Below are 23367 nucleotides of genomic sequence, written 5' to 3'. Positions count from 1 at the left end.
AGAAATTTTCACGTGCAGGGTGCCGCGTCGCGAGCCGCCGGACCGACAGCGGCATGGCCGAGGGCTTGCTGAATGAGCGGATCAGCGAGATTGGCCGTGGCGAGCAAGCCCCCTCCCGCGGTTTGATCGAGTGGAATGCGGTCCAGTGTGGGAGCGAGCGTGCTCGCGAAGGCGCCAGAGCAGGCACCGCAACGCTATTTGAAACGCCGCTCGACGCCTTTCTCCACCAGAATCTTCGCCGAAATCTCTTCCACCGAAAAATGCGTGGAGTTGATGTGCGGGATGTTCTCGCGGCGGAACAGGTTTTCCACTTCGCGCACTTCGAATTCGCATTGGGCGTAGCTCGAATAGCGGCTGTTGGGCTTGCGTTCGTTGCGAATCGCGGTGAGGCGGTCCGGGTCGATGGTCAGGCCGAACAGTTTGTGCTGATGGGCGCGCAGGGCGGTTGGCAGGGTCAGACGCTCCATGTCGTCTTCGGTCAACGGGTAGTTGGCCGCGCGGATGCCGAATTGCATCGCCATGTACAGGCACGTCGGCGTCTTACCACATCGCGACACGCCCACTAGTATCAGGTCGGCCTTGTCGTAATAGTGGGTGCGTGCGCCGTCATCGTTGTCGAGGGCGAAGTTCACCGCCTCGATACGCTCCATGTAATTGGAGTTGTGGCCGATCGAATGCGACTTGCCGACGGTGTAGGAGGAATGCTCGGTCAGCTCCTGTTCGAGCGGGGCGAGGAAGGTCGAGAAAATGTCGATCATGAAACCATTGGACGTTGCGAGAATCTCACGGATGTCCTGATTGACGATGGTGTCGAAGATGATCGGGCGGAAGCCGTCGGTTTCAGCGGCTTTGTTGATTTGTTGTACCATGGCCCGCGCTTTGTCCGCGTTGTCGATATACGGCCGCGTGAGCTTGGTGAAGGTAATGTTTTCGAACTGCGCCAGAAGGCTTTGACCCAGGGTTTCGGCGGTAATGCCGGTGCCATCGGAGATAAAGAAAGCAGATCGTTTCATTTGCACCTTGGGCCTTAAGCTAATGAGCATTCTTGGATATGATAGGCGCGATTTGCCGGCCGCCATTGGCCCGCATTCTCACTTATTTTCCAGGTCCAGGCCATACAGCCGGCCAACGCTCCCCCGAGCTGCCGGTTTCTGAGCTTTTCCAACACAGTTAGTGGAGAGATCACCTTGGTAGAGTACGTAGTTTCCCTCGATAAGCTCGGCAAACACGATGTTGAGCATGTGGGGGGCAAGAACGCATCCCTGGGCGAGATGATCAGCAACCTGGCAGGTGCCGGTGTGTCGGTCCCCGGCGGCTTTGCCACCACCGCGCAGGCCTATCGCGACTTTCTCGAACTGAGCGGCCTCAACGACCAGATCCACAAGGCTCTCGACGCCCTGGACGTCGATGACGTCAACGCGCTGGCCAAGACCGGTGCACAGATCCGTCAATGGATCATGGAAGCCGAATTCCCCGAAAAACTGAATACCGAGATCCGCACCGCGTTCGCTGCGCTGTCGGCCGGTAACCCTGACGTGGCCGTGGCCGTGCGCTCTTCCGCCACCGCCGAAGACTTGCCGGACGCCTCGTTCGCCGGTCAACAGGAAACCTTCCTGAACATCCGTGGCGTGGAAAACGTTATCCGCGCCGCCAAAGAGGTGTTCGCTTCGCTGTTCAACGACCGCGCCATCTCCTACCGCGTGCACCAGGGCTTCGACCACAAACTGGTCGCCCTGTCGGCTGGCGTGCAGCGCATGGTGCGTTCGGAAACCGGTACCGCCGGTGTGATGTTCACTCTCGATACCGAATCCGGTTTCCGTGACGTGGTGTTCATCACCGGCGCCTACGGTCTGGGCGAAACCGTCGTCCAAGGCGCGGTCAACCCGGATGAGTTCTACGTGCACAAAGGCACGCTGGAGGCCGGTCGCCCGGCGATCCTGCGGCGCAACCTGGGCAGCAAAGCCATCAAAATGATCTATGGCGACGAGGCCAAGGCCGGTCGTTCGGTGAAGACCGTCGATGTCGACAAGGCTGAACGCGCACGTTTCTGCCTGACCGACGCTGAAGTCAGCGAGCTGGCCAAGCAGGCGATGATCATCGAGAAGCACTACGGCTGCCCGATGGACATCGAGTGGGCCAAGGACGGTGACGACGGCAAGCTGTACATCGTGCAGGCCCGTCCGGAAACCGTGAAGAGCCGCACCCAGGCCAACGTCATGGAACGTTACCTGCTGAAAGAAACCGGCACTGTGCTGGTGGAAGGTCGTGCCATTGGCCAGCGCATCGGCGCCGGTAAAGTGCGGATCATCAAGGACGTCTCGGAAATGGACAAAGTCCAGGCCGGTGACGTGCTGGTCTCCGACATGACCGACCCGGACTGGGAGCCGGTGATGAAGCGCGCCAGCGCCATCGTCACCAACCGTGGCGGCCGTACCTGTCACGCGGCGATCATCGCCCGTGAACTGGGGATTCCGGCGGTGGTGGGTTGCGGCAACGCCACCCAACTGCTGAAGGATGGCCAGGGCGTGACCGTGTCCTGCGCCGAAGGCGACACCGGTTACATCTTCGAAGGCGAACTGGGCTTCGACGTCAAGAAAAACTCCGTGGACGCCATGCCGGAGCTGCCGTTCAAAATCATGATGAACGTCGGCAACCCGGACCGCGCCTTCGACTTCGCGCAGTTGCCGAACGCCGGTGTCGGTCTGGCGCGTCTGGAGTTCATCATCAACCGCATGATCGGCGTACACCCGAAAGCGCTGTTGAACTACGACGGCCTGCCGCAGGAAATCAAGGACAGCGTCGACAAGCGCATCGCCGGTTACCACGATCCGGTCGGTTTCTACGTCGAAAAACTGGTGGAAGGCATCAGCACCCTCGCGGCCGCGTTCTGGCCGAAGAAGGTCATCGTGCGTCTGTCGGACTTCAAGTCCAACGAGTACGCCAACCTGATCGGCGGCAAGCTGTACGAGCCGGAAGAAGAAAACCCGATGCTCGGCTTCCGTGGTGCTTCGCGCTACATCAGCGAATCGTTCCGCGATTGTTTCGAGCTTGAGTGCCGCGCGCTGAAACGCGTGCGCAACGAGATGGGCCTGACCAACGTCGAAATCATGGTGCCGTTCGTCCGTACCCTGGGCGAAGCCAGCCAGGTGGTCGATCTGCTCGCCGAAAACGGCTTGGCCCGTGGCGACAACGGCCTGCGCGTGATCATGATGTGCGAACTGCCATCCAACGCGATTCTCGCTGAAGAATTCCTCGAATTCTTTGACGGTTTCTCCATCGGTTCCAACGACCTGACCCAGCTGACCCTGGGCCTGGACCGTGACTCCGGGATCATCGCGCACCTGTTCGACGAGCGTAATCCGGCGGTCAAGAAGCTGCTGGCCAACGCGATTGCCGCGTGCAACAAGGCCGGCAAGTACATCGGCATTTGCGGTCAGGGCCCTTCGGATCACCCGGACCTGGCCAAATGGCTGATGGAGCAGGGCATCGAAAGCGTGTCGCTGAACCCGGACTCCGTACTGGAAACCTGGTTCTTCCTCGCCGAAGGCCAAGCGCAGGCGTAATCAGGTGTGAACGGCCCGTTCCCCTTGTGGGAGCGAGCCTGCTCCGGGCGGCGTTCCGACGAAGACGTAGCAACATTCATCAGTGATGTTGGCTGACACTCCGCTTTCGCGAGCAGGCTGGCTCCCACGGGAGGCGGGTTTGAGATTTGAGTAGGGCGGGCTCCTGTAGATGCCGCCCTTTTTTGTGCAAGAGCATTATGCAAAGCAGCAGCAACCTGTTTCCTGTCGCCCTGATCAGCGCCGAACGTCGCGGTGATCTGAGCGAAGATGTCTATCGACTCAAACCCGGCAACAGTCCCGACTGGTCCGTGGAGATCGCCGTGACCCGCTTGGGCATGGCGGATGACACGGCGCCGCGCGGCGTGCCGGTGATTTTGCTGCATGGCAGTTTTTCCAACCGGCGCTTCTGGTTTTCCCCCAAAGGCCTGGGCCTGGGCGCTTACCTGACGCGTCTGGGCTTCGACGTGTGGATCCCGGAGATGCGCGGCCACGGCCTGTCGCAACGCAACGAGGACTACCGGCGCAACCGCGTGGCCGACTACGCCCGTTACGATCTGCCGGTGATTGCCGCGTTCGTCCGTGAGCAGAGCGGGCAGGTCCCGCACTGGATCGGTCATTCGCTGGGTGGCATTACCCTGGCGGCGGCGCTCGGTGGCGAATACCTCGGCGAGCCGGCGGTGGCCTCGGCGGCGTTTTTCGGCACGCAGGTCAGCCGCACTTATTGGCCGTTGAAGATTCCGCCGGTGGAGTGGAGCGGGCGCTTCATTCTCAAGCGTTTCGCGCAATTGTCCGGCTCGCGCCTCAAGCGCGGCCCGGAAGACGAACCCATCGGTCTGGCGCTGGAAAGCATGCGCTGGTACGGCCTGTTCGGGCGGTTTGGCGACAAGGACAAGGATTGGTGGGCAGGGCTTGCCGAGGTGCAGGTGCCGGTGCTGGCCGTGACGGCAGCGGGGGATCACCAGGATCCGGCGTGGGCCTGTCGCAAACTGTTCGAGCAGATCGGCTCCGAGCACAAACAGTTCGTCAATCTGGGGCGCGAGCAGGGCTTCAGCGACAACTTCGGGCATGTCGAGATGCTGGTGAGCAAAGCGGCGCAGGCCGAGGTCTGGCCACTGGTGGCGCGTTGGTTGAGCGATCAGCAGACGCCGTTGCTCGGCGACAAGCCGGATCTTGCTGCTGCGGTCTGAGCCGGGTGCTCTGAAAAGGGCATTTCGTTCAGGTCGGCTTGCGGCTAAGATATGACGCATTGTGCGGTTCTGGTCATATTTGGTGGCTGTTTAGCTATTACGTTTCAGCGTTTGTTCAGGTTCGTTCAGCGACCATTGCATGAACTAAGGTAAACAGCGACCGCCGGGACTCGTTTCAACAGAGTGCGACATCCTAGATCGTCTTCCTTTTTACAGGAGTTTTTCGATGAACCATTACCTTACGCCTGACCTGTGCGACGCCTATCCGGAGCTGGTTCAGGTGCTGGAGCCGATGTTCAGCAATTTCGGCGGCCGTGATTCCTTCGGCGGCGAAATCGTGACCATCAAATGTTTCGAAGACAACTCGCTGGTCAAGGCGCAAGCCGAACTCAAGGGCAGCGGCAAGGTGCTGGTGGTCGATGGCGGCGGTTCGCTGCGCCGCGCGCTGCTGGGCGACATGATCGCCGAGAAAGCCGCGAAAAACGGCTGGGAAGGGATGGTCATCTACGGTTGCATCCGTGATGTCGACGTTATTGCCCAGACCGATCTCGGCGTTCAGGCGTTGGCCAGCCATCCGATGAAGACCGAAAAACGTGGCATCGGTGACCTCAACGTAGCGGTGACTTTCGCCGGCGTGACGTTCCATCCGGGCCATTACATCTATGCGGACAACAACGGCGTGATCGTTTCGCCAAGTCCGCTGCAGATGCCCGAATAAGTTTTTCGACAAAGGGATGCGGATGTTCGAGGAAGAAAACGCGCAGTGGGGGCTGGTGCACGCCCTGGTGCTGGACGGTAAAGGCGGTGCGCGTTCGATTGCCCGGACTGAACTCGACGATCTGCAGCTGCAGGCCCATGAGAGCCTGTGGCTGCATTGGGATCGCAGTCATCCGCAAACCCAGACCTGGCTGCGCAAATCCAGCGGCCTGAATGAATTCGCCTGCGACCTGCTGCTGGAAGAGAACACTCGGCCGCGCCTGCTGCCGTTGCCGGATGCCGAGTTGCTGCTGTTTCTGCGCGGGGTCAACCTCAACCCGGGGGCCGAGCCGGAAGACATGGTCTCGGTGCGGATTTTCGCCTCCGCCCAGCGCGTCATCTCGCTGCGTCTGCGCCCGTTGCGCGCCACCGATGAACTGCTGGCGCTGCTGAACGAAGGCAAAGGCCCGAAAACCTCCTCTGAGCTGATCCTGTATCTGGCGCAATTCCTCACCCACAAGGTGCAGGATCTGGTCACGTGCCTGTCGGAACTGGTCGATGAAGAGGAAGAAAAGCTCGATGCCGACGAACGGTATACCCCCGAACATGGCTCGATTTTGCACATCCGTCGCAGGGCGGCCGGACTGAAGCGTTTTCTGGCGCCGCAGCGGGATATTTTCGGACAACTGACGCGGATAAAACTGCCGTGGTTTGTCGATGATGATGCTGACTACTGGAACGAATTGAACAACAGCCTGACCCGCTATCTCGAAGAGCTGGAACTGACCCGAGAGCGCATGGGGCTGGTGCTGGAGGCCGAAGACCGGCGTTTGAACGTGCGCATGAATCGCACGATGTACCGCTTCGGCATCATCACCTGCATCTTTTTGCCGATGAGTTTTCTCACCGGTCTATTGGGTATCAACGTGGGCGGCATTCCGTTCTCGAGCAGCCCTTATGGTTTCCTGATTGCCTGTCTGACAGTGCTGGCGATGGCCATCGGTCAATGGTGGTTATTCCGCCGTTTGCGCTGGGTGTGAATATGCAACATGTGACCCGACCAAATTTGCCCGCGTCTTTCACAGACATCACGAGAGGTGCGTATGCACGATCCGTTTGAACAGTCTTTGCGCGACATGCTCAACGCCTCGCCGTCCAGCCGCGACGACGATGCCTGCCTGGGTCGCGTACTCAAAACCGCCAACCGCCAGGTGGGCGCCGGTGATCTGTTCAGCCTGCTGGGCCGCTGGTTGCCCGCGCTGATGATCGCCCTGAATAACGGATCGGCCCACGTTTCGCCGGTTTCCCGTCTTCGTAAAACTACTGCACGCACTGCTGATAAGGCTGATTGAATATGGAACTTGATCTCTGGACTCAGAGCCTCGTCACTGCAATGACTGCGTTGTGGACCAAAGTCGCCAATTTCATCCCGAACCTGTTCGGCGCACTGGTCGTGCTGCTGTTGGGCTTCGTGGTGGCCAAGTTGCTCGATACCCTGCTGTCCAAGCTGCTGGCCAAGCTGGGCCTTGATCGCCTGATGGGCGGCACCGGTCTGACCAAATTGATGTCGCGAGCCGGCCTGCAAGTGCCGATCTCGACCTTGATTGGCAAGATCGTTTACTGGTTCGTTCTGCTGATTTTTCTGGTTTCTGCAGCAGAGTCCCTTGGACTTGAGCGAGTTTCAGCTACGCTGGACATGCTGGCGTTGTATTTGCCGAAAGTTTTCGGCGCCGCGCTGGTGTTGCTGGTGGGTGTTTTGCTCGCGCAATTGGCCAACGGCCTCGTGCGCGGGGCGGCAGAAGGTGTAGGGCTGGACTACGCTTCGGGTTTGGGCCGCATTGCCCAGGGGCTGGTGATCATCATCAGCATCTCGGTCGCGATCAGTCAGCTTGAGGTCAAGACCGACCTGCTGAACCACGTAATCGTCATCGTATTGATTACCGTTGGTCTGGCCGTAGCGCTGGCCATGGGGTTGGGAAGCCGGGAAATTGCCGGTCAGATTCTTGCGGGAATCTATGTGCGTGAGTTGTACCAGGTTGGGCAACAAGTGCGTGTTGGTGAGGTCGAAGGCCAGATCGAAGAGATCGGCACGGTTAAAACCACATTGCTGACCGATGAGGGTGAGCTAGTCTCACTTTCCAATCGGATCCTGCTGGAACAGCATGTGAGTAGCCGCTAACCCGGCAAACCCTGCTAATGTATGCCGCCGCAAAATGCCCTGAAAGGGGTGCGGCGGACATTGACCTGACTGTCGGCACGACTTGTTTTGAATAAAGCCCAAACGCTATCCACGCGCTATGACCCCCGTGAGCTCTCTGATGAGGAGCTGGTCGCGCGCGCGCATACCGAGCTGTTTCACGTGACGCGCGCCTATGAAGAGCTGATGCGGCGTTACCAGAGAACATTATTTAACGTTTGTGCGAGATATCTTGGGAACGATCGCGACGCAGACGATGTCTGTCAGGAAGTGATGCTTAAGGTGCTGTATGGCCTGAAGAACTTCGAGGGGAAATCGAAGTTCAAAACCTGGCTCTACAGCATCACGTATAACGAATGCATCACGCAGTATCGGAAGGAACGGCGAAAGCGTCGCTTGATGGACGCCTTGAGTCTGGACCCGCTGGAAGAAGCGTCGGAAGAAAAGGCGCCGAAACCCGAGGAGAAGGGCGGACTCGATCGCTGGCTGGTGTATGTGAACCCGATTGACCGTGAAATTCTGGTGCTACGATTTGTCGCAGAGCTGGAGTTTCAGGAGATCGCAGACATCATGCACATGGGTTTGAGTGCGACAAAAATGCGGTACAAACGTGCTCTAGACAAATTGCGTGAGAAATTTGCAGGCATTGCTGAAACTTAGTTCAGCGCAAATATCTCTTACGTGTAGGCAAGTTCTGATAGACTTGCCGCCGAGTTGTCCCCCGGTTTGCGGGACTGCTTCACAATCACCAGATGGGGATTTAACGGATGAAACTGAAAAACACCTTGGGCTTGGCCATTGGTTCTCTTATTGCCGCTACTTCGTTCGGCGCACTGGCACAAGGCCAAGGCGCAGTTGAAGGCGAGATCAACTACAAGAAGCAGTACAACGACAGCATTGATCATGTCGAAGACGGCTTCAACCCAGGCGCCAAAATCGGTTACTTCCTGACCGATGACGTCTCGATCAACTTCGGCTGGGATCGTAACAACCACACCCGTTCGAACGACGGTACCGGCAGCCAGAAACTGCGTGGTGACAACTTCGGTCTGACCGCTCAATACCACTTCAACAACGCTGGCGACGCTCTGCGTCCATACGTTGAAGGTGGCGTTAAGCATGGCAACCTGACCAACGTAGCTGCTGACGGCCACACCGGTCGCGACCAGTCGACTTTCCTGACTGCTGGCGCTGGCGTTAAGTACTACTTCGCCGAAAACTTCTTCGCCCGTGCTGGCGTAGAAGCTGACTACAAACTGGACAACGGCCGTTGGGACTACGCTCCATCGGTTGGTCTGGGTGTGAACTTCGGTGGCGGCGGCAAGCCAGCTGCTGCTCCAGTTCCAGCTCCGGCTGAAGTCTGCTCCGACAGCGACAACGACGGCGTTTGCGACAACGTTGACAAGTGCCCGGACACCCCAGCCAACGTAACTGTTGACGCTGATGGCTGCCCAGCAGTTGCTGAAGTTGTTCGTGTAGAGCTGGACGTGAAATTCGACTTCGACAAGTCGGTCGTCAAGCCAAACAGCTACGCTGACATCAAGAACCTGGCTGACTTCATGAAGCAGTACCCAGCCACTCACACCACTGTTGAAGGTCACACTGACTCCGTCGGTCCTGACGCTTACAACCAGAAACTGTCCGAGCGTCGTGCAAACGCCGTTAAGCAAGTTCTGACCCAGCAGTACGGTGTTGAGTCGTCCCGCGTTCAGTCGATCGGCTACGGCGAATCCCGCCCAGTTGCTGACAACAAAACTGAAGCTGGCCGTGCTGTTAACCGTCGCGTAGAAGCGCAGGTTGAAGCTCAAGCTAAGTAATTAGCTGCCGCTACGAGAAAAGCCCGGCTCAGGCCGGGCTTTTCTTTGCCTGCGATTTGGCTTTGAAGCTATAAAGATCGCAGCCTGCGGCAGCTCCTACACGGTATCCGCACACATCCTGTAGGAGCTGCCGAAGGCTGCGATTCTTTGATTTTCAGCAACTGCGGCCACCGCGCCAATGACCAGAATGGCCGGGCTCTTCAGTCCAAACCTGCAAGCGTCGTCACCCATGCTCATCAGATCACTGCGGCACTCGCGCTGTTCTGGCAGAGAGGCATTTTCGATCATCGCCACTGGCATATCCGCCGCCATCCCGCCCGCCAACAACTGATCGCGGATCTCGTCCAGTTTGGCCACCCCCATGTAGATCACCAGTGTCGTACCGCCTTGCGCCAGCGCCTGCCAGTTCAATTGGCTATCGTCCTGGGTATGCGCGGTGACTAGCGTCACCCCGCGCGCCACACCGCGCAACGTCAGCGGAATATCACACTGTGTCGCGCCAGCAAGGCCGGCGGTAATGCCGTTGACCAGCTCGACCTCAACCCCACGTTCGCGCAACCACTGCGCCTCCTCACCACCACGGCCGAAAATGCACGGGTCACCGCCCTTGAGCCGCACCACGCATAGGCCTTGGCGGGCATAACGCAGCATCAGCCGATGGATGAAGGCCTGCGGCGTCGAGCGACAGCCACCGCGCTTGCCCACGGCAATGATTCGCGCCGTAGGGCAATGCTCCAGCAGGGCGTCATTGACCAGGTCGTCAATCAACACCACCTTTGCTTCGCGCAACGCGCGTACCGCTTTGAGCGTCAGCAACTCGGGATCACCGGGGCCTGCGCCCACCAGCCAGACTTTTGCATTCATGGTGTTTTCCTTCAGATGACCGATACCGGCTGCAGATCAGCGGCCAGCAAACGCTTGATTTCAGGGACACACGAGCCGCATTGCGTGCCGCACCCCAGTTGTTGTTTGAGACCTTGCAGATCCAGGCCTTGGCGAATTCCGGCACACACCGCGCTGTGACTGACGTTTTTGCAGTTGCACAGGGTTTTGCCCGGATTGGCCTGAATGCCGGCATTGCCGGGTGGCGCACTCATCGGCGCCAGAAGCCAGCGGCGCAGTTGTTCATCGGCGCGACCCTCCAGCCACAAGCCTTGCAGCCAGTGCTGAGCCAGGGTTTCGCCCGCGAGGCGGATTGCGGTGATTCGGCCGTTTTCGATGCGTACCCGTTTGCCAATGGCGCGGCGCGGGTCGTCGTAGGCCAGCACTGGACCGTCGAGCAGCGTCAGGCACTGGTCGATGTCGCGCAGCCGTTGCGGCTCTGGCGGCGTGACGCTGGCAGCGCGTATCAGCAGCGCGGGCCGCTCACGTCCGACAAGGCTGAGGCTCACATAGGAAAACGCCTCGCAGAGAGGTCGTAGCGTCTCGAAATGCCGTTGAACATCGCCCTCGATCAGGGCGAACAAGTGCCATGGCAGATTTACCGCTTCCAGACGCACGCCGCTGTGTTTGAGTTCGGGCTGTTTCGACAAAGGATCGAAGGCCGGCAAGGTCAGACTGTTGACCCCGCCCTTGAGAAACCGGTCGCCCCAATGCATCGGCAGAAATGCCTGACCGGGGCGCACGCCGTCATCGCTGTCGACCGCGACGATCACGGCACCGCGCCGACTCTTCAGGTTGACCAGATCCCCCGGCTGCAAGCGCTGCCGGCGTAACTCGTCCGGGTGCAGGCTTAACACGGCTTCGCTGACATGCCCGAACAATTGCGCTGCCGTGCCGGTGCGGCTCATGCCGTGCCATTGATCGCGCAGGCGGCCGGTGATCAGCGTCAGTGGGAACCGTGCATCGCGTTGTTCTTTGGCGGCGCGATAAGGATCGGCGACGAACTGCGCGCGACCGTTAGCCGTGGGAAAAATCCCGTCGCCATACAAGCGTGCCGTGCCTTGCCGGGCGCCGGCCGGAAAAGGCCATTGCTGCGGTCCCAGTTCATCAATCAATTGATGGCTGAGGCCCGACAAGTCCAGATCGCGTCCACGGGTCAGTTGTTTGTATTCGTCGAACAACTGCGCCGGCTGCTCGAAAGCAAACAGGCTCGGCTGAAGTGGGCGCAGACGTTTCTCCAGCCGCTGTGCGAAATCCACGGTGATCGCCCAGTCCGGCCGTGCTTCGCCCGGTGGGAGAATGGCCTGCCGTACGTGGGAAATGCGCCGTTCGGAGTTGGTCACTGAGCCTTGCTTCTCGCCCCAACTGGCTGCGGGTAACAACAGGTCGGCGAAGGCGGCGGTCTCGGTGGTGCGGAAGGCTTCCTGCAACACCACGAACGGGCAGGTCTGCAGCGCCTCGCGCACCGCCTGTTGATCAGGCATGGACTGTGCGGGATTGGTGCAGGCAATCCACAGCGCCTTGATCTGCCCGCTGCGCATCCGCTCGAACAGCTCGATAGCGCTGAGGCCGCTGGTTTGAGGCAGTTGATCGACACCCCAACAGGCTGCCACTTCGTCGCGATGCTTAGGATTGGCCGCTTCACGATGACCGGGCAGCAAATTGGACAGGCTGCCGGTTTCCCGCCCGCCCATGGCATTTGGCTGACCGGTCAAAGAGAAAGGTCCTGCACCCGGGCGGCCGATTTGCCCGGTGGCCAGGTGCAGATTGATCAGCGCGCTGTTTTTTGCGCTGCCAGCGGTGGACTGATTCAGGCCCATGCACCACAGCGACAGGAAACTTGGCGCGGTGCCCACCCATTCGGCGCACTGCTGCAATTGCTCGACACTGATCCCGCACAGTTGCGCAACCATTTGCGGGGTGTAGTCGCGCACCAGATTTTTCAGCTCAGGCAAACCGTCGGTGTGCGCCTTGATGAAGTCGCGGTCGATCCAGTCTTCCCACAGCAGCAGATGCAAAATCCCATGGAACAGTGCGACATCGGTGCCGGGCAGAATCGCCAGATGCAAGTCGGCCAACTCACAGGTGTCGGTGCGCCGGGGATCAATGACGATGACTTTCATCTGCGGCCGGCGCGATTTTGCCTCTTCCAGGCGTCGGAAAAGGACTGGATGGGCGTAGGCCATGTTACTGCCGGCGATCATCACGCAATCGCTCAGCTCCAGATCCTCGTAACTGCACGGCGGCGCATCGGCGCCGAGGCTGCGCTTGTAACCGACCACCGCCGACGACATGCACAGCCGGGAATTGCTGTCGATGTTGTTGGTGCCGACCAGTGCTCGTGCCAATTTGTTGAAGGCGTAATAGTCCTCGGTCAGCAACTGCCCGGAAATGTAAAACGCCACGCTGTCCGGGCCGTGTTCGGCGATGGTTTGGGCAAAGACCTGAGTTGCGTGATCCAGCGCCGTGTCCCAGTCGCAACGGCTGCGCGCCAGGCCTTTGCCCAGGCGCAGCTCCGGGTACAGCGCCCGGGCAGCCAGATCGCCGGTCACGTGCAGGGTCGAGCCTTTGCTGCACAGTTTGCCGAAGTTGGCCGGGTGCGCCGGATCGCCGCTGACGCCGAGGATGCGCTCGCCGTCATGCTCGATCAGCACGCCGCAGCCGACGCCGCAGTAGCAGCAGGTCGAGGCGGTCGTCTGGCGGTTCATCAGACCGCTTCCCGCAGTGCCAATTGCACGCGGCCGTTTTCGACCCGGGCCGGATGATGGTGCGCGCAGCCGATGTCCGGAGCCTGGGCCTCGCCGGTTTGCAGGTCGATCTGCCAGTTGTGCAGCGGGCAGGCCACGCGTTTGCCGTAGATCAAACCTTGTGACAGCGGCCCACCCTTGTGCGGGCAGCGGTCGTCAAGGGCGAAAACCTCGTCATCGCTCGTCCGAAAAATCGCGATGTCGCCTTTCGGCCCGGCAATGATCCGCGAACCAAGGGCATTGATCTCTTCCAGGGCACAGATATCGAGCCAGTTCATGCCGGCACCTCCAGGTTTTTCACGGGGATCACCTCGAATTCTTTCTTCAGTTGCGGCTGCGCGAGGCGCTCTTTCCACGGGTCTTGTTCGAACGACAGGGAGAACTGCAGGCGCTCATTCAGGGCCTTGCGGCGCTCGGGGTCTTCCAGCACGGCTTTCTTGATGTGCTCCATGCCGACCCGTTGCAGGTAGTGCACGGTGCGTTCGAGGTAGAAGGCTTCTTCGCGATAGAGCTGCAGAAACGCGCCGTTGTACTCGCGGACTTCCTCGGCGGTTTTCAGCTTGACGAAGAACTCGGCGACCTCCGTCTTGATCCCGCCGTTGCCGCCGATGTACATCTCCCAGCCGGAGTCGACGCCGATGATTCCTACGTCCTTGATCCCCGCTTCCGAGCAGTTGCGTGGGCATCCGGAGACAGCGAGTTTCACTTTGTGTGGCGACCACATGTTGAACAGGTCGTGCTCAAGCTCAATGCCCAACTGCGTCGAATTCTGCGTGCCGAAGCGGCAGAACTCGCTGCCGACGCAGGTTTTCACGGTGCGGATGGATTTGCCGTAGGCGTGGCCGGAGGGCATGTCGAGGTCTTTCCAGACGCCCGGCAAGTCCTGCTTCTTGATCCCCAGCAGGTCGATGCGCTGACCGCCGGTGACCTTGACCATGGGTACGTTGTACTTGTCGGCCACGTCGGCGATGCGCCGCAATTCCGCAGGGTTGGTCACGCCGCCCCACATCCGTGGCACCACCGAATAGGTGCCGTCCTTCTGAATGTTGGCGTGGGCGCGTTCGTTGATCAGGCGCGATTGCGGATCGTCCTTGGCTTCGCCGGGCCAGGTGGAAATCAGGTAGTAGTTCAGCGCAGGACGGCAGGTGGCGCAGCCATTCGGGGTGCGCCAGTTGAGGTAGCTCATGGTGTCGGCGATGGTCAGCAGATGCTGTTCGCGGATCGCCTGGCGGATCTGCCCGTGGTTGAGGTCGCTGCAACCGCAGATGGCTTTTTCGCTTTTCGGTTTGACGTCCGCCGCGCCGCCGACGGTGTTGATCAGGATCTGCTCGACCAGCCCGGCGCAGGAGCCGCAGGAACTTGCAGCCTTGGTGTGCTTCTTCACGTCATCGACGCTGAACAGGCCGTGTTCCTGAATCGCCTTGACGATGGTGCCCTTGCACACGCCGTTGCAGCCGCAGACTTCGGCGGTGTCGGCCATGGCCATGGCTTTGTCCTGGCCCTGATGTCCTACGTCGCCGATAGAATTTTCACCGAACATCAGGTGATCGCGGATCTCGCCGATGGCGTGATTCTCACGAATCTGTCGGAAATACCAACCGCCATCTGCCGTATCGCCGTACAGACAGGCGCCGACCAGCACGTCATCCTTGATCACCAGTTTTTTGTACACGCCGCCGATCGGGTCGGAGAGGGTGATGGTTTCGGTGCCTTCGCCGCCCATGAAATCGCCGGCGGAAAACAGGTCGATGCCGGTGACTTTCAATTTGGTTGAGGTCACCGAACCCTGATACCGGGCGAAACCCAGTTGCGCGAGGTGGTTGGCGCACACCTTGGCCTGTTCGAACAGCGGCGCCACCAGGCCATACGCGATGCCGCGATGGCTGGCGCACTCGCCAATGGCATAGATGCGCGGATCGTAGGTTTGCAGGGTGTCGTTGACCAGAATCCCGCGATTGCACGGGATGCCGGCGCGCTCCGCCAGTTCGGTGTTGGGGCGGATGCCGGCAGCCATCACCACCAGATCGGCAGGGATGATCTCGCCGTTCTTGAACTGCACCGAGCCGACCCGGCCATTGCCCGCGTCGTGCAGGGCCTGGGTCTGCTCGCACAAGCGAAAGTGCAGGCCACGGGCTTCGAGGGCGCTTTGCAGCAGTTGCCCGCTGGTCTTGTCCAGTTGCCGCTCCAGCAGCCATTCGCCGATGTGCACCACCGTGACGTGCATGCCGCGCAGCATCAGGCCGTTGGCGGCTTCGAGGCCTAGCAGGCCGCCGCCGATGACCACCGCGTGCTTGTGGGTTCTGGCGGTGTCGATCATCGCCTGGGTGTCGGCGATGTCGCGGTAACCGATCACACCCTGCAAGTCATTGCCGGGGATCGGCAGGATGAACGGTGTCGAACCAGTGGCGATCAGCAGGCGATCATATTCGGCCTCGGTGCCGTCTTCGGCAATCACCCGGCGTTTGACCCGGTCGATCTGCACCACCTTGCGGTTGAGCAGCAACTTGATGTGGTTTTCCAGGTACCAGTCGAGGTCGTTGAGCACGATCTCTTCGAAGGTCTGCTCACCGGCCAGCACCGGCGACAGCAGGATGCGGTTGTAGTTGGTGTGCGGTTCGGCACCGAAGACCGTGATGTCGTACAGCTCGTTGCTCAGCTTGAGCAGTTCTTCCAGGGTGCGAACCCCGGCCATGCCATTGCCGATCATCACCAGTTTGAGTTTTTTCATCAGGTTCTCCGGGGAGCGGTGGCTGGCCTCTTGTGGGCAGTCAGGCCGTGCTCGACAAATGTTGCGCAAACAAAAAAAGGCGTCCCGCTAGTTGCCTAGCGAGGACGCCTTTGTCCTGGTCCCGTTCTCTCGGGAAGCGCAACCTTCGTCGTTGAAGGTTGGGCTTTATGTATGGTGAAACGGGTAATGCAGTGGTTGTGCCAAGTGGCAGGATGGCGTGTTTATTAGGCGGAAGCGGTTATAGACGGGATTTTTTGCACCGAATCGACGCGGGTTGCTCGTTCGCGGGGCATTCAGGCAGACAGAATTGCTGTGATTGGAGTGGCCTCTTCGCGAGCAGGCTCGCTCCCACAGTGGATCGGTGTCGTNCCTGCTCGCGAAGGGCGCGACGCGGTATCAGCGGTGAAACACCACCACCAGCAGCACCAGATTTCCCAACAGCGCCAACAACGCCACCGTCCGCCAGACCTTCAACGGCTCGCGCTCCAATAAAGGTCTGGGCCGCACACTCAAACTGCGTCGCTCACCCTGTTCCAGCACCAGCAACCATTCTTCAGCCGTTTCAAAGCGCTGTTGCGGATCGGCAGCCACGCCTCGCTCCAGACTCTGCGCAAGCCATTCCGGCACGTCCGGGCGGTAGCGACCGGCACTCACCGGCACGCCGAAGCGCGGCCGTTGAAAGGCTTCGATTTCGCCATAGGGAAAATGCCCCGTGAGCAGGAAGTACAAGGTCACGCCCACCGCGTACAGATCCTGTTGCGCACTCGGTGGCTCACCGCGAAACGCTTCCGGGGCGATATAACTCGGGGTTCCCGGCAGCGTTGACGGTGCGTCTTCGGACAGGCCGGGGCAATACGCCAGACCGAAATCCAGCAGGCGCAACTCGCCATCGTCGCCCAGGTGCAGATTCTCCGGTTTGATGTCGCGGTGCAGAATCTGCCGCCGATGCAGCAGGCCCACCGCCCGCAGCAGACGCTCGGCAATGTCCTGCCACTGTGCCAACGGTAACGGGCTGCTGTGTTGAAACAGCCGCGCCAGGGTCATCCCGGAATATTCGCGCATCACATAGTACAAATGCTGACGCTGGGTGCCGCTGTGGACTTCAGGAAAATGCCGCCCGGCGACACGCCTGAGGAACCATTCTTCCGACAACAAGGCCTGCCCGGCCTGTGGATCATCGGCCAGCCGTGGCGGCAGGGTTTTCAACAACCAGCTCCGACCTTGCCCGTCCAGCACTCGATACAGCAGCGATTGCTGGCTCTGAGCGACAACGTTCTGCACCTGCCAGCCTTCGAACATCTGCGCGGTTTTCAACGCTGGCGGCAGTGGCCATTGCTGCAAATGGATCAGCGCGTCGCCAATGCTCGCCTCGCCCAGCACATCGACCCGCACCAGCAACGCACTGGCGTTGTCCTGGCTGCCGGCCAGATGCGCGGCATTGACCAGCGTGTGTGCGGCACGGTCGAGATCCGGTTGATCGCGCAGGATCGCCGCGATTGCGGTATCGCCCAAGGTCGACCACACGCCATCGCTGAGCAGCACGAAACATTCGCCCTCGCGTAATTCACCGTCGAGAAAATCCAGCACCAGATGCTGATCCAGCCCCAGCGCGCGTTTGAGCACGTGCTGCATGCCCGGCTGCTCCCAGACATGATCCTGCGAAATCCGCTGCAAAGCGTCGGCCTGCCAGCGATAGACCCGGCAATCGCCGACGTGGGCCAGGGTGAAACGCCGACCGCGCAGAACCAGCGCGCTGACCGTGGTCAGCAACGGTTGCCCGCCGCCATTGGCCTGTAACCAGCGATTTTGCGCGAGCAGCAGGCGATCCAGCGCCTGCGGCACGCTCCAGGTTTGCGGTGTGGCGTAGTAATCCAGCGCCAGTGCCTGCAGGGTCGAGCGTGCAGCCAGGCCGCCGTCGGCGCATTGGCTTACGCCGTCGGCAATGGCGACCAGATAGCCTTTGCTCGCGGCCAGCGCCGGGGCGGGTGTCACCAGGCGCAGGGCGTCCTGGTTTTCCGCGCGCGGTCCGGTGGCGCTGGCCTGGGCAAAGCTCAGTTGCAGGGGCATTGCCGCCTCACACGCGTGCAGCAGTGACCGCCGCCGAACCCCAGGTGGTTCTCCAGCGACGTTTGACCCCGTGCAGGCCGAACCACGCCAGCACGCCGAGGCTGGCGAACAACCACAGCGCCAGTTGATAGCTGCCGGTGCTTTGCTTGATCGCGCCCATGCCGGCCGCCAAGGCAAAACCGCCGATGCCGCCGGCCATGCCGATCAGCCCGGTCATCACGCCGATCTCCAGACGGAAGCGTTGCGGCACCAACTGGAACACCGCGCCATTGCCGGCGCCGAGCCCGAGCATGGTGCAGACGAACAGCGCCAGTGCGGCGTAGGAGCTGGGCAGGTTGAAACCGACGGCGGCGATGCAGATCGCCGCCACGGTGTACATCGCCAGCAAGGTGCGGATGCCGCCGAAGCGATCCGCCAGCGCACCACCCAGCGGGCGCATCAGGCTGCCACCGAACACACAGGCAGCGGTGTAGTAACCAGCGGTTACCGGGCTCAGACCGTACTGATCGTTAAAGTAGCCGGGCAGGGCGCTGGCCAGGCCGATGAAGCCGCCGAAGGTCACGCTGTAGAAAAACATGAACCACCAACTGTCGCGGTCGCCGAGGGCCTTGAAGTAGTCGGCCATGGCTTTGGCCCTGGGCCGCTGCGGCGCGTTTTTCGCCAGCCAGGCGAACAGCACCAGCGTCAGGATCAACGGAATCAGGGCAAAACCGAACACGTTGCTCCAGCCGAACGACGCGGCCAGCACCGGGGCGATCAGCGCGGCGAACACGGTGCCGGAGTTACCGGCGCCAGCGATGCCCATCGCCTTGCCTTGATGTTGTGGTGGATACCATTGCGAGGCCAGCGGCAGGGCCACAGCAAACGAGGCACCGGCCATGCCGAGGAATAGCCCCAGCAGCAGCGCCTGTTCATAACTGTGGATACCGAGTTTCCACGCACCGAACAGCGCGCAGATCACGATCACCTGGCCGATCAGCCCGGCGGTCTTCGGCGACAGACGATCAGCCAGCATGCCCATCACAAATCGCAGCACCGCACCGGCGAGTATCGGCGTCGCCACCACCAGCCCGCGTTGTTGGGTGCTCAGGTGCAGGTCGGCGGCGATCTGCACCGCCAACGGGCCGAGCAGGTACCAGACCATGAAGCTCAGGTCGAAATACAGGAACGCTGCGAACAGGGTCGGGGTGTGGCCGGATTTCCAGAAGCTTGAATTCATCGCGCACCTCAGCTGAAAAGAGTCTCGAAAGGAGTCACAGCAGGTGGCGCGCCGCCACGGCCGCACCACCGGCCCCGGGCTGTGGGGCCAAAACGCAAAAACGCCGCTACCTGGTTCGCCGATGGGGCGAGCGGGGTGAGCGACGTCTTTGTCGTGGGTGGGGCAACCGCCGTTGGTTACCTGTGCTGAATGCTTAGCCAGATTTGTGCCAAGGATCAAAAGATCGCAGCCTTCGGCAGCTCCTACAGGAAATTGCGTGCCTTTGTAGGAGCTGCCGAAGGCTGCGATCTTTTGCTCTTCAATCAGCCGAGCAACTCACTCATGGCAATGATTTGCTCCGCCACCTGAATCAGTTTCTGCTGGCGGCTCATGGCCTGGCGGCGCATCAGGGTGTAGGCCTCTTCTTCGTTGCAGTCCTTCATCTTCATCAGCAGCCCTTTGGCCAGCTCGATGCGTTTGCGCTCGGCCAGTTGCTGGTCGCGGGCCAGCAGTTGCGCGCGCAAGGCCTGATCGCTTTCGAAGCGGGCCATGGCCACATCGAGAATCGGCTGCAGGCGCTGGGCGTGGATGCCTTCGACGATGTAGGCGCTGACCCCGGACTTGATCGCCTGACGCATCACCCCCGGGTCGTGTTCGTCGGTGAACATCACGATCGGTCGGGGCTGGTCACGGCTGACCAGCACCACTTGCTCCATCACATCGCGGCCCGGTGACTCGGTATCGATCAGGATCACGTCCGGGCGCACCGTTTCGACGCGGGCCGGCAGGTCGATGATCAGGCCGGACTCATCGATGACCTCGAAACCCGCCTCGATCAGCGCGGCTTTCAGGCGCCCGACTTTTTTCGCGGTGTCGTTGATCAGCAGAATGCGCAGCATATTGGCGGTCTCCTGTCAGCGGCGGGCGAGCAGAGGAGCGGCGTCGCTCAGGGCGTGCAGCTTGAAACTGCGGGCGTAAGCGGCCGGATCACTGCCGTCCCAGACTTTGCCATCGAGCAACTGGCTGCTGCGCATCTCTTTGCCCCACGCGGCGACACCGACGGCGGTGGCGGCTTCGCGGTAGATGTCCAGTTGCTGAACCTGGCGGGCCACCGCGAGGTAGTCGGGATCCTCGCGCAACAGGCCCCAGCGACGGAATTGGGTCATGAACCACATGCCGTCGGACAGATACGGCAAATTTACCTCGCCGTTGCCGTGAAAACGCAAGGCGTGCGGGTCCTGCCAGCGGTTGCCGAGGCCATCGGCGTAATCCCCGAGAAAACGCGGTTCGATGCAGGACAGCGGGGCGTCGAGATATTCCGGGGCGCTCAGCAACTGCGCGGTGCTGCGGCGGTTTTCCGCGCTTTGTTCAATGAAGCGGCTGGCCTCGAGAATCGCCATTACCAGCGCCCGGGCGCTGTTGGGGTATTGTTCGACGAACGCGCGGGTGCAGCCGAGGACTTTCTCCGGATGATCGGGCCAGATGCTCTGGCTGGTCGCCAGGGTGAACCCCAGATCCTGCTGCACGGCGGCTGCCGCCCACGGCTCACCGACGCAGAAACCATCGATGCGCCCGGCTTGCAGGTGCGCGACCATTTGCGGCGGCGGCACCACCACGCTGTCGACGTCCTGCAACGGATGAATGCCCTGACTCGCCAGCCAGTAATACAGCCACATCGCGTGGGTACCGGTGGGAAAAGTCTGGGCGAAGGTCAGTTTTGCGCGGGTTTGGTGCGCGTGCCGATCCAGCGCTTCAGGACTGGTCACGCCCAGTTGCTGCAAGCCGTGGGACAGGTTGAGGCTCTGGCCATTCTGGTTCAGCCCCATCAGCACCGCCATGTCACTCGGCGCCACGCCGCCGATGCCCAGATGCACCGCGTAAATCAGCCCGTACAGGCTGTGGGCGACATCCAGTTCACCGCTGACCAGTTTGTCGCGCAACGTCGCCCAGGACGCCTGACGCTTGAGGTTGATTGTCAGGCCGTAGGGCTGGGCAAAGCCTTGCGTGGCGGCCACGACCACCGAGGCGCAGTCGCTCAAGGCCATGAAACCGAGATTGATCACGCTTTTTTCCGGGGCATCACTGCCGTTGACCCAGGCCAGTGGCCCGACGGACGAATCACTCATATAAAGCCACCCTCAAAAAAACGCCGTCCCAGGTTTTGCTCAGGCAAAACCTGCGAACGACGCCATTGTCCGTGCCCGCACGCCGTCATTGGCCTGGGGGCTGATAACCCTGAAAGTGCAAGGCATATGCCAGTCAGGCTGATTTGCCTGTGCGCCTCGCGCCGGGGGGCGATGCCCGGCTATAATCGCCGCCTCTTTTCGCCGCCCGAGTCATCGCCGCCCATGTACACCCTGGCCCGTCAGCTGTTGTTCAAACTTTCCCCGGAAACCTCCCACGATCTGTCGCTGGATCTGATCGGCGCGGGTGGGCGTTTGGGCCTCAACGGCATGCTGTGCAAGAAGCCGGCGAACCTGCCGGTGACGGTCATGGGCCTGGACTTCCCGAATCCGGTGGGTCTGGCGGCGGGTCTGGACAAGAACGGCGCGGCCATCGACGGTTTCTCGCAACTGGGTTTCGGCTTTGTCGAAATCGGCACCGTGACCCCGCGTCCGCAGCCGGGCAACCCGAAACCACGGATCTTCCGCCTGCCGGAGGCCGAGGCGATCATCAATCGCATGGGCTTCAACAACCTCGGTGTGGATAACCTGCTGGCGCGGGTCGCGGCGGCCAAATACAAGGGCGTGCTGGGGATCAACATCGGCAAAAACTTCGACACTCCGGTCGAGCGCGCGGTAGATGACTACCTGATTTGCCTGGACAAGGTGTATGCCCACGCCAGCTATGTCACGGTCAACGTCAGTTCGCCCAACACCCCGGGCCTGCGCAGCCTGCAGTTCGGTGATTCGCTCAAGCAGTTGCTGGCGGATCTGGCCACGCGCCGTGCCGAACTGGCCCTGCGTCACGGCAAACATGTACCGCTGGCGATCAAGATCGCTCCGGACATGACCGACGAAGAAACGGCGCAGGTGGCTCAGGCGCTGATCGAAACCGGGATGGACGCGGTGATCGCCACCAACACCACCCTGAGTCGCGTCGGCGTCGAAGGCATGGAGCACGGTGACGAGGCGGGCGGTTTGTCCGGCGCCCCGGTGCGCGACAAGAGCACGCATACCGTGAAGGTGTTGGCTGAGGAACTGGGTGGTCGGTTGCCGATCATTGCGGCGGGTGGCATCACTGAAGGCAAGCATGCGGCCGAGAAAATCATGGCGGGTGCGAGTCTGGTGCAGATTTACTCGGGCTTCATCTACAAAGGCCCGGCCTTGATTCGTGAATCGGTCGACGCGATTGCCGCGCTGCGCTGAGGCTGTTGAGGACTCGTGATGAGGGGCTTTTGTGGCGAGGGGATTTATCCCCGATCGACTGCGCAGCAGTCGTAAAATTTGCATCCGCCGTTCGCCTGGCTCACTCGGGTGGATGGATTCGGGGCCGCTTTGCAGCCCATCGGGGATGAATCCCCTCGCCACAGGGATCTGTATCGTCCGGGGCAAGCATAAAAAAGGGCTCCTCGAAGGAGCCCCTGGGCCGTAGCCCGCCGTCCGGGAAGGACGTGCATGGTAAGTCGCTAGAAATTCAGATTGTCGTGTTGCAATAAGTGCCCTGTGTCAGCCGACGGCGTGAAGTTCGTTGAGTCTGTGGATCCCCGCAGTGCCGGTCATACCGTCCCAGTTGTCGCCGCGTCCTTCTCGCCAGCCGTTGATCCAGGCTTGGCGTACCGACGGTAGAGTAAATGGGCAAAGCTCGCGGGATTTGCCACCAACGCCATATTGATATCCGCGCAAAAATGCTCTTTCCAACGGATCACGCTTAAGTCTTCTCATAGGGTGTTTCCCCTCACTTGTTGACTGTTTTCGTCGCGTTGACCTCAATCGAGGTCTGGCAGAAAAAACTCTGCCGTTGGGCGGCTCGCTGCCGGCGTGGCGAGCCAAGGTGTTGACGCCGTTGCGACGTCAACCTGTGGTCAGTTCTAACCAATGAGTCACAGCGAGGGAATGATCGTTTTGTCATAAGGACGTAACGAAAGTAGTGCTACAGCCATAAGTAACGACGGGTTTCATGAAGGTTTCTGCAGCAAACCCCGGTATGATCGGCCCCGCGCTGGATGATGGGGTTAATCCTTTAGTGAGAATGACCCACGTTTGCGCTTGGGTAATATGCGACGAAGGGTCGCTTTAAGACTTTTTGTTTCATCAACTTTTTTATCTGTCCCGGCATCTAAGCT

Annotated in this window: 19 protein-coding genes; 9 read left to right on the top strand and 10 right to left on the bottom strand. The window is 60.7% G+C overall.

Features of this window, described 5'->3' with window-relative positions; translation table 11 throughout:
* Positions 1-194: 194 nt before the first annotated feature.
* Positions 195-1013, bottom strand: coding sequence for a posphoenolpyruvate synthetase regulatory kinase/phosphorylase PpsR (gene ppsR / locus ACTJKS_RS11985; RefSeq protein WP_007960912.1), 819 nt, complete (start codon positions 1011-1013; stop codon positions 195-197).
* A gap of 174 nt (positions 1014-1187) precedes the next feature.
* Here ppsR and ppsA point away from each other — a divergent pair, with 174 nt between their 5' ends.
* From ppsA to ACTJKS_RS11945, 8 genes are all read left to right on the top strand, one after another.
* Positions 1188-3563 carry a phosphoenolpyruvate synthase gene (gene ppsA, locus ACTJKS_RS11980; RefSeq protein WP_041067660.1) on the top strand — a complete coding sequence of 792 codons (2376 nt, stop codon included), beginning with the start codon at positions 1188-1190 and terminating at the stop codon, positions 3561-3563.
* A gap of 197 nt (positions 3564-3760) precedes the next feature.
* The gene (locus tag ACTJKS_RS11975) at positions 3761-4750 is read left to right on the top strand and encodes an alpha/beta fold hydrolase (protein WP_108182153.1); all 990 of its coding nucleotides are present in this window, start codon (positions 3761-3763) and stop codon (positions 4748-4750) included.
* 226 nt (positions 4751-4976) lie between these two features.
* Positions 4977-5468, top strand: coding sequence for a ribonuclease E activity regulator RraA (gene rraA, locus ACTJKS_RS11970; RefSeq protein WP_108182154.1), 492 nt, complete (start codon positions 4977-4979; stop codon positions 5466-5468).
* Positions 5469-5490: 22 nt separating this feature from the next.
* A complete protein-coding gene (locus ACTJKS_RS11965) occupies positions 5491-6486 on the top strand; it encodes a zinc transporter ZntB (protein WP_108182155.1) in 996 nt (331 codons plus the stop codon).
* Between the two features lie 63 nt (positions 6487-6549).
* Positions 6550-6798 carry a hypothetical protein gene (locus tag ACTJKS_RS11960; protein ID WP_003223293.1) on the top strand — a complete coding sequence of 83 codons (249 nt, stop codon included), beginning with the start codon at positions 6550-6552 and terminating at the stop codon, positions 6796-6798.
* A gap of 2 nt (positions 6799-6800) precedes the next feature.
* A complete protein-coding gene (locus ACTJKS_RS11955; protein ID WP_007916401.1) occupies positions 6801-7625 on the top strand; it encodes a mechanosensitive ion channel family protein in 825 nt (274 codons plus the stop codon).
* Positions 7626-7712: 87 nt separating this feature from the next.
* On the top strand, positions 7713-8303 hold the full coding sequence (sigX, locus tag ACTJKS_RS11950) for an RNA polymerase sigma factor SigX (RefSeq protein WP_064116922.1): 591 nt from the start codon (positions 7713-7715) through the stop codon (positions 8301-8303).
* Positions 8304-8410: 107 nt separating this feature from the next.
* Positions 8411-9460 (top strand): OmpA family protein, encoded by a 1050-nt coding sequence (locus ACTJKS_RS11945; protein ID WP_027613290.1) that lies wholly within the window; start codon positions 8411-8413, stop codon positions 9458-9460.
* 96 nt (positions 9461-9556) lie between these two features.
* Here ACTJKS_RS11945 and cobA read toward each other — a convergent pair whose 3' ends face one another.
* The 8 genes from cobA to ACTJKS_RS11905 form a co-directional block, all read right to left on the bottom strand.
* On the bottom strand, positions 9557-10324 hold the full coding sequence (gene cobA / locus ACTJKS_RS11940) for a uroporphyrinogen-III C-methyltransferase (RefSeq protein ID WP_108182156.1): 768 nt from the start codon (positions 10322-10324) through the stop codon (positions 9557-9559).
* An 11-nt stretch (positions 10325-10335) separates the two neighbouring features.
* Positions 10336-13050, bottom strand: a complete 2715-nt coding sequence (locus ACTJKS_RS11935) for a nitrate reductase (protein WP_108182157.1) — start codon at positions 13048-13050, stop codon at positions 10336-10338.
* Complete coding sequence (nirD, locus tag ACTJKS_RS11930; RefSeq protein ID WP_041067740.1) at positions 13050-13367, bottom strand: nitrite reductase small subunit NirD; 318 nt, start codon at positions 13365-13367, stop codon at positions 13050-13052. The genes ACTJKS_RS11935 and nirD overlap by 1 nt, the downstream gene beginning before the upstream one ends.
* Positions 13364-15817 carry a nitrite reductase large subunit NirB gene (nirB, locus tag ACTJKS_RS11925; protein ID WP_108182158.1) on the bottom strand — a complete coding sequence of 818 codons (2454 nt, stop codon included), beginning with the start codon at positions 15815-15817 and terminating at the stop codon, positions 13364-13366. Before nirB ends, nirD begins: the two co-directional genes overlap by 4 nt.
* 396 nt (positions 15818-16213) lie before the next feature.
* Positions 16214-17884, bottom strand: coding sequence for a bifunctional protein-serine/threonine kinase/phosphatase (locus ACTJKS_RS11920; protein WP_108182159.1), 1671 nt, complete (start codon positions 17882-17884; stop codon positions 16214-16216).
* Between the two features lie 7 nt (positions 17885-17891).
* Positions 17892-19103, bottom strand: coding sequence for a nitrate/nitrite transporter (locus ACTJKS_RS11915; protein ID WP_108182160.1), 1212 nt, complete (start codon positions 19101-19103; stop codon positions 17892-17894).
* 302 nt (positions 19104-19405) lie between these two features.
* On the bottom strand, positions 19406-19981 hold the full coding sequence (locus ACTJKS_RS11910; protein WP_086794916.1) for an ANTAR domain-containing response regulator: 576 nt from the start codon (positions 19979-19981) through the stop codon (positions 19406-19408).
* A 15-nt stretch (positions 19982-19996) separates the two neighbouring features.
* On the bottom strand, positions 19997-21208 hold the full coding sequence (locus ACTJKS_RS11905) for a CmpA/NrtA family ABC transporter substrate-binding protein (protein ID WP_108182161.1): 1212 nt from the start codon (positions 21206-21208) through the stop codon (positions 19997-19999).
* 222 nt (positions 21209-21430) lie between these two features.
* On the opposite strand from ACTJKS_RS11905, the gene ACTJKS_RS11900 reads away from it, so the two are divergent.
* Positions 21431-22450 (top strand): quinone-dependent dihydroorotate dehydrogenase, encoded by a 1020-nt coding sequence (locus ACTJKS_RS11900; RefSeq protein ID WP_108182162.1) that lies wholly within the window; start codon positions 21431-21433, stop codon positions 22448-22450.
* 300 nt (positions 22451-22750) lie between these two features.
* On the opposite strand, the gene rmf is transcribed toward ACTJKS_RS11900, so the two are convergent.
* Entirely contained in the window at positions 22751-22966 is a 216-nt protein-coding gene (rmf, locus tag ACTJKS_RS11895; protein WP_003223300.1) for a ribosome modulation factor, read from the bottom strand.
* Positions 22967-23367: the final 401 nt, after the last annotated feature.

It is taken from the genome of Pseudomonas sp. 22189 (assembly GCF_052045635.1).
In the GTDB taxonomy this organism is placed as follows: domain Bacteria; phylum Pseudomonadota; class Gammaproteobacteria; order Pseudomonadales; family Pseudomonadaceae; genus Aquipseudomonas; species Aquipseudomonas parakoreensis.
This window is presented reverse-complemented; position numbering and strand designations above follow the sequence as displayed.

Coding starts and splice junctions, on each gene's coding strand:
- ACTJKS_RS11935 (WP_108182157.1), bottom strand. CDS start 13,050: ATGAACCGCCAGACGACCGCCTCGACCTGCTGCTACTGCGGCGTCGGC.
- ACTJKS_RS11955 (WP_007916401.1), top strand. CDS start 6,801: ATGGAACTTGATCTCTGGACTCAGAGCCTCGTCACTGCAATGACTGCG.
- rraA (WP_108182154.1), top strand. CDS start 4,977: ATGAACCATTACCTTACGCCTGACCTGTGCGACGCCTATCCGGAGCTG.
- ACTJKS_RS11920 (WP_108182159.1), bottom strand. CDS start 17,884: ATGCCCCTGCAACTGAGCTTTGCCCAGGCCAGCGCCACCGGACCGCGC.
- ACTJKS_RS11900 (WP_108182162.1), top strand. CDS start 21,431: ATGTACACCCTGGCCCGTCAGCTGTTGTTCAAACTTTCCCCGGAAACC.
- ACTJKS_RS11905 (WP_108182161.1), bottom strand. CDS start 21,208: ATGAGTGATTCGTCCGTCGGGCCACTGGCCTGGGTCAACGGCAGTGAT.
- ACTJKS_RS11910 (WP_086794916.1), bottom strand. CDS start 19,981: ATGCTGCGCATTCTGCTGATCAACGACACCGCGAAAAAAGTCGGGCGC.
- ppsR (WP_007960912.1), bottom strand. CDS start 1,013: ATGAAACGATCTGCTTTCTTTATCTCCGATGGCACCGGCATTACCGCC.
- nirD (WP_041067740.1), bottom strand. CDS start 13,367: ATGAACTGGCTCGATATCTGTGCCCTGGAAGAGATCAATGCCCTTGGT.
- ACTJKS_RS11975 (WP_108182153.1), top strand. CDS start 3,761: ATGCAAAGCAGCAGCAACCTGTTTCCTGTCGCCCTGATCAGCGCCGAA.
- cobA (WP_108182156.1), bottom strand. CDS start 10,324: ATGAATGCAAAAGTCTGGCTGGTGGGCGCAGGCCCCGGTGATCCCGAG.
- nirB (WP_108182158.1), bottom strand. CDS start 15,817: ATGAAAAAACTCAAACTGGTGATGATCGGCAATGGCATGGCCGGGGTT.
- ACTJKS_RS11915 (WP_108182160.1), bottom strand. CDS start 19,103: ATGAATTCAAGCTTCTGGAAATCCGGCCACACCCCGACCCTGTTCGCA.
- rmf (WP_003223300.1), bottom strand. CDS start 22,966: ATGAGAAGACTTAAGCGTGATCCGTTGGAAAGAGCATTTTTGCGCGGA.
- ACTJKS_RS11960 (WP_003223293.1), top strand. CDS start 6,550: ATGCACGATCCGTTTGAACAGTCTTTGCGCGACATGCTCAACGCCTCG.
- ACTJKS_RS11965 (WP_108182155.1), top strand. CDS start 5,491: ATGTTCGAGGAAGAAAACGCGCAGTGGGGGCTGGTGCACGCCCTGGTG.
- ACTJKS_RS11945 (WP_027613290.1), top strand. CDS start 8,411: ATGAAACTGAAAAACACCTTGGGCTTGGCCATTGGTTCTCTTATTGCC.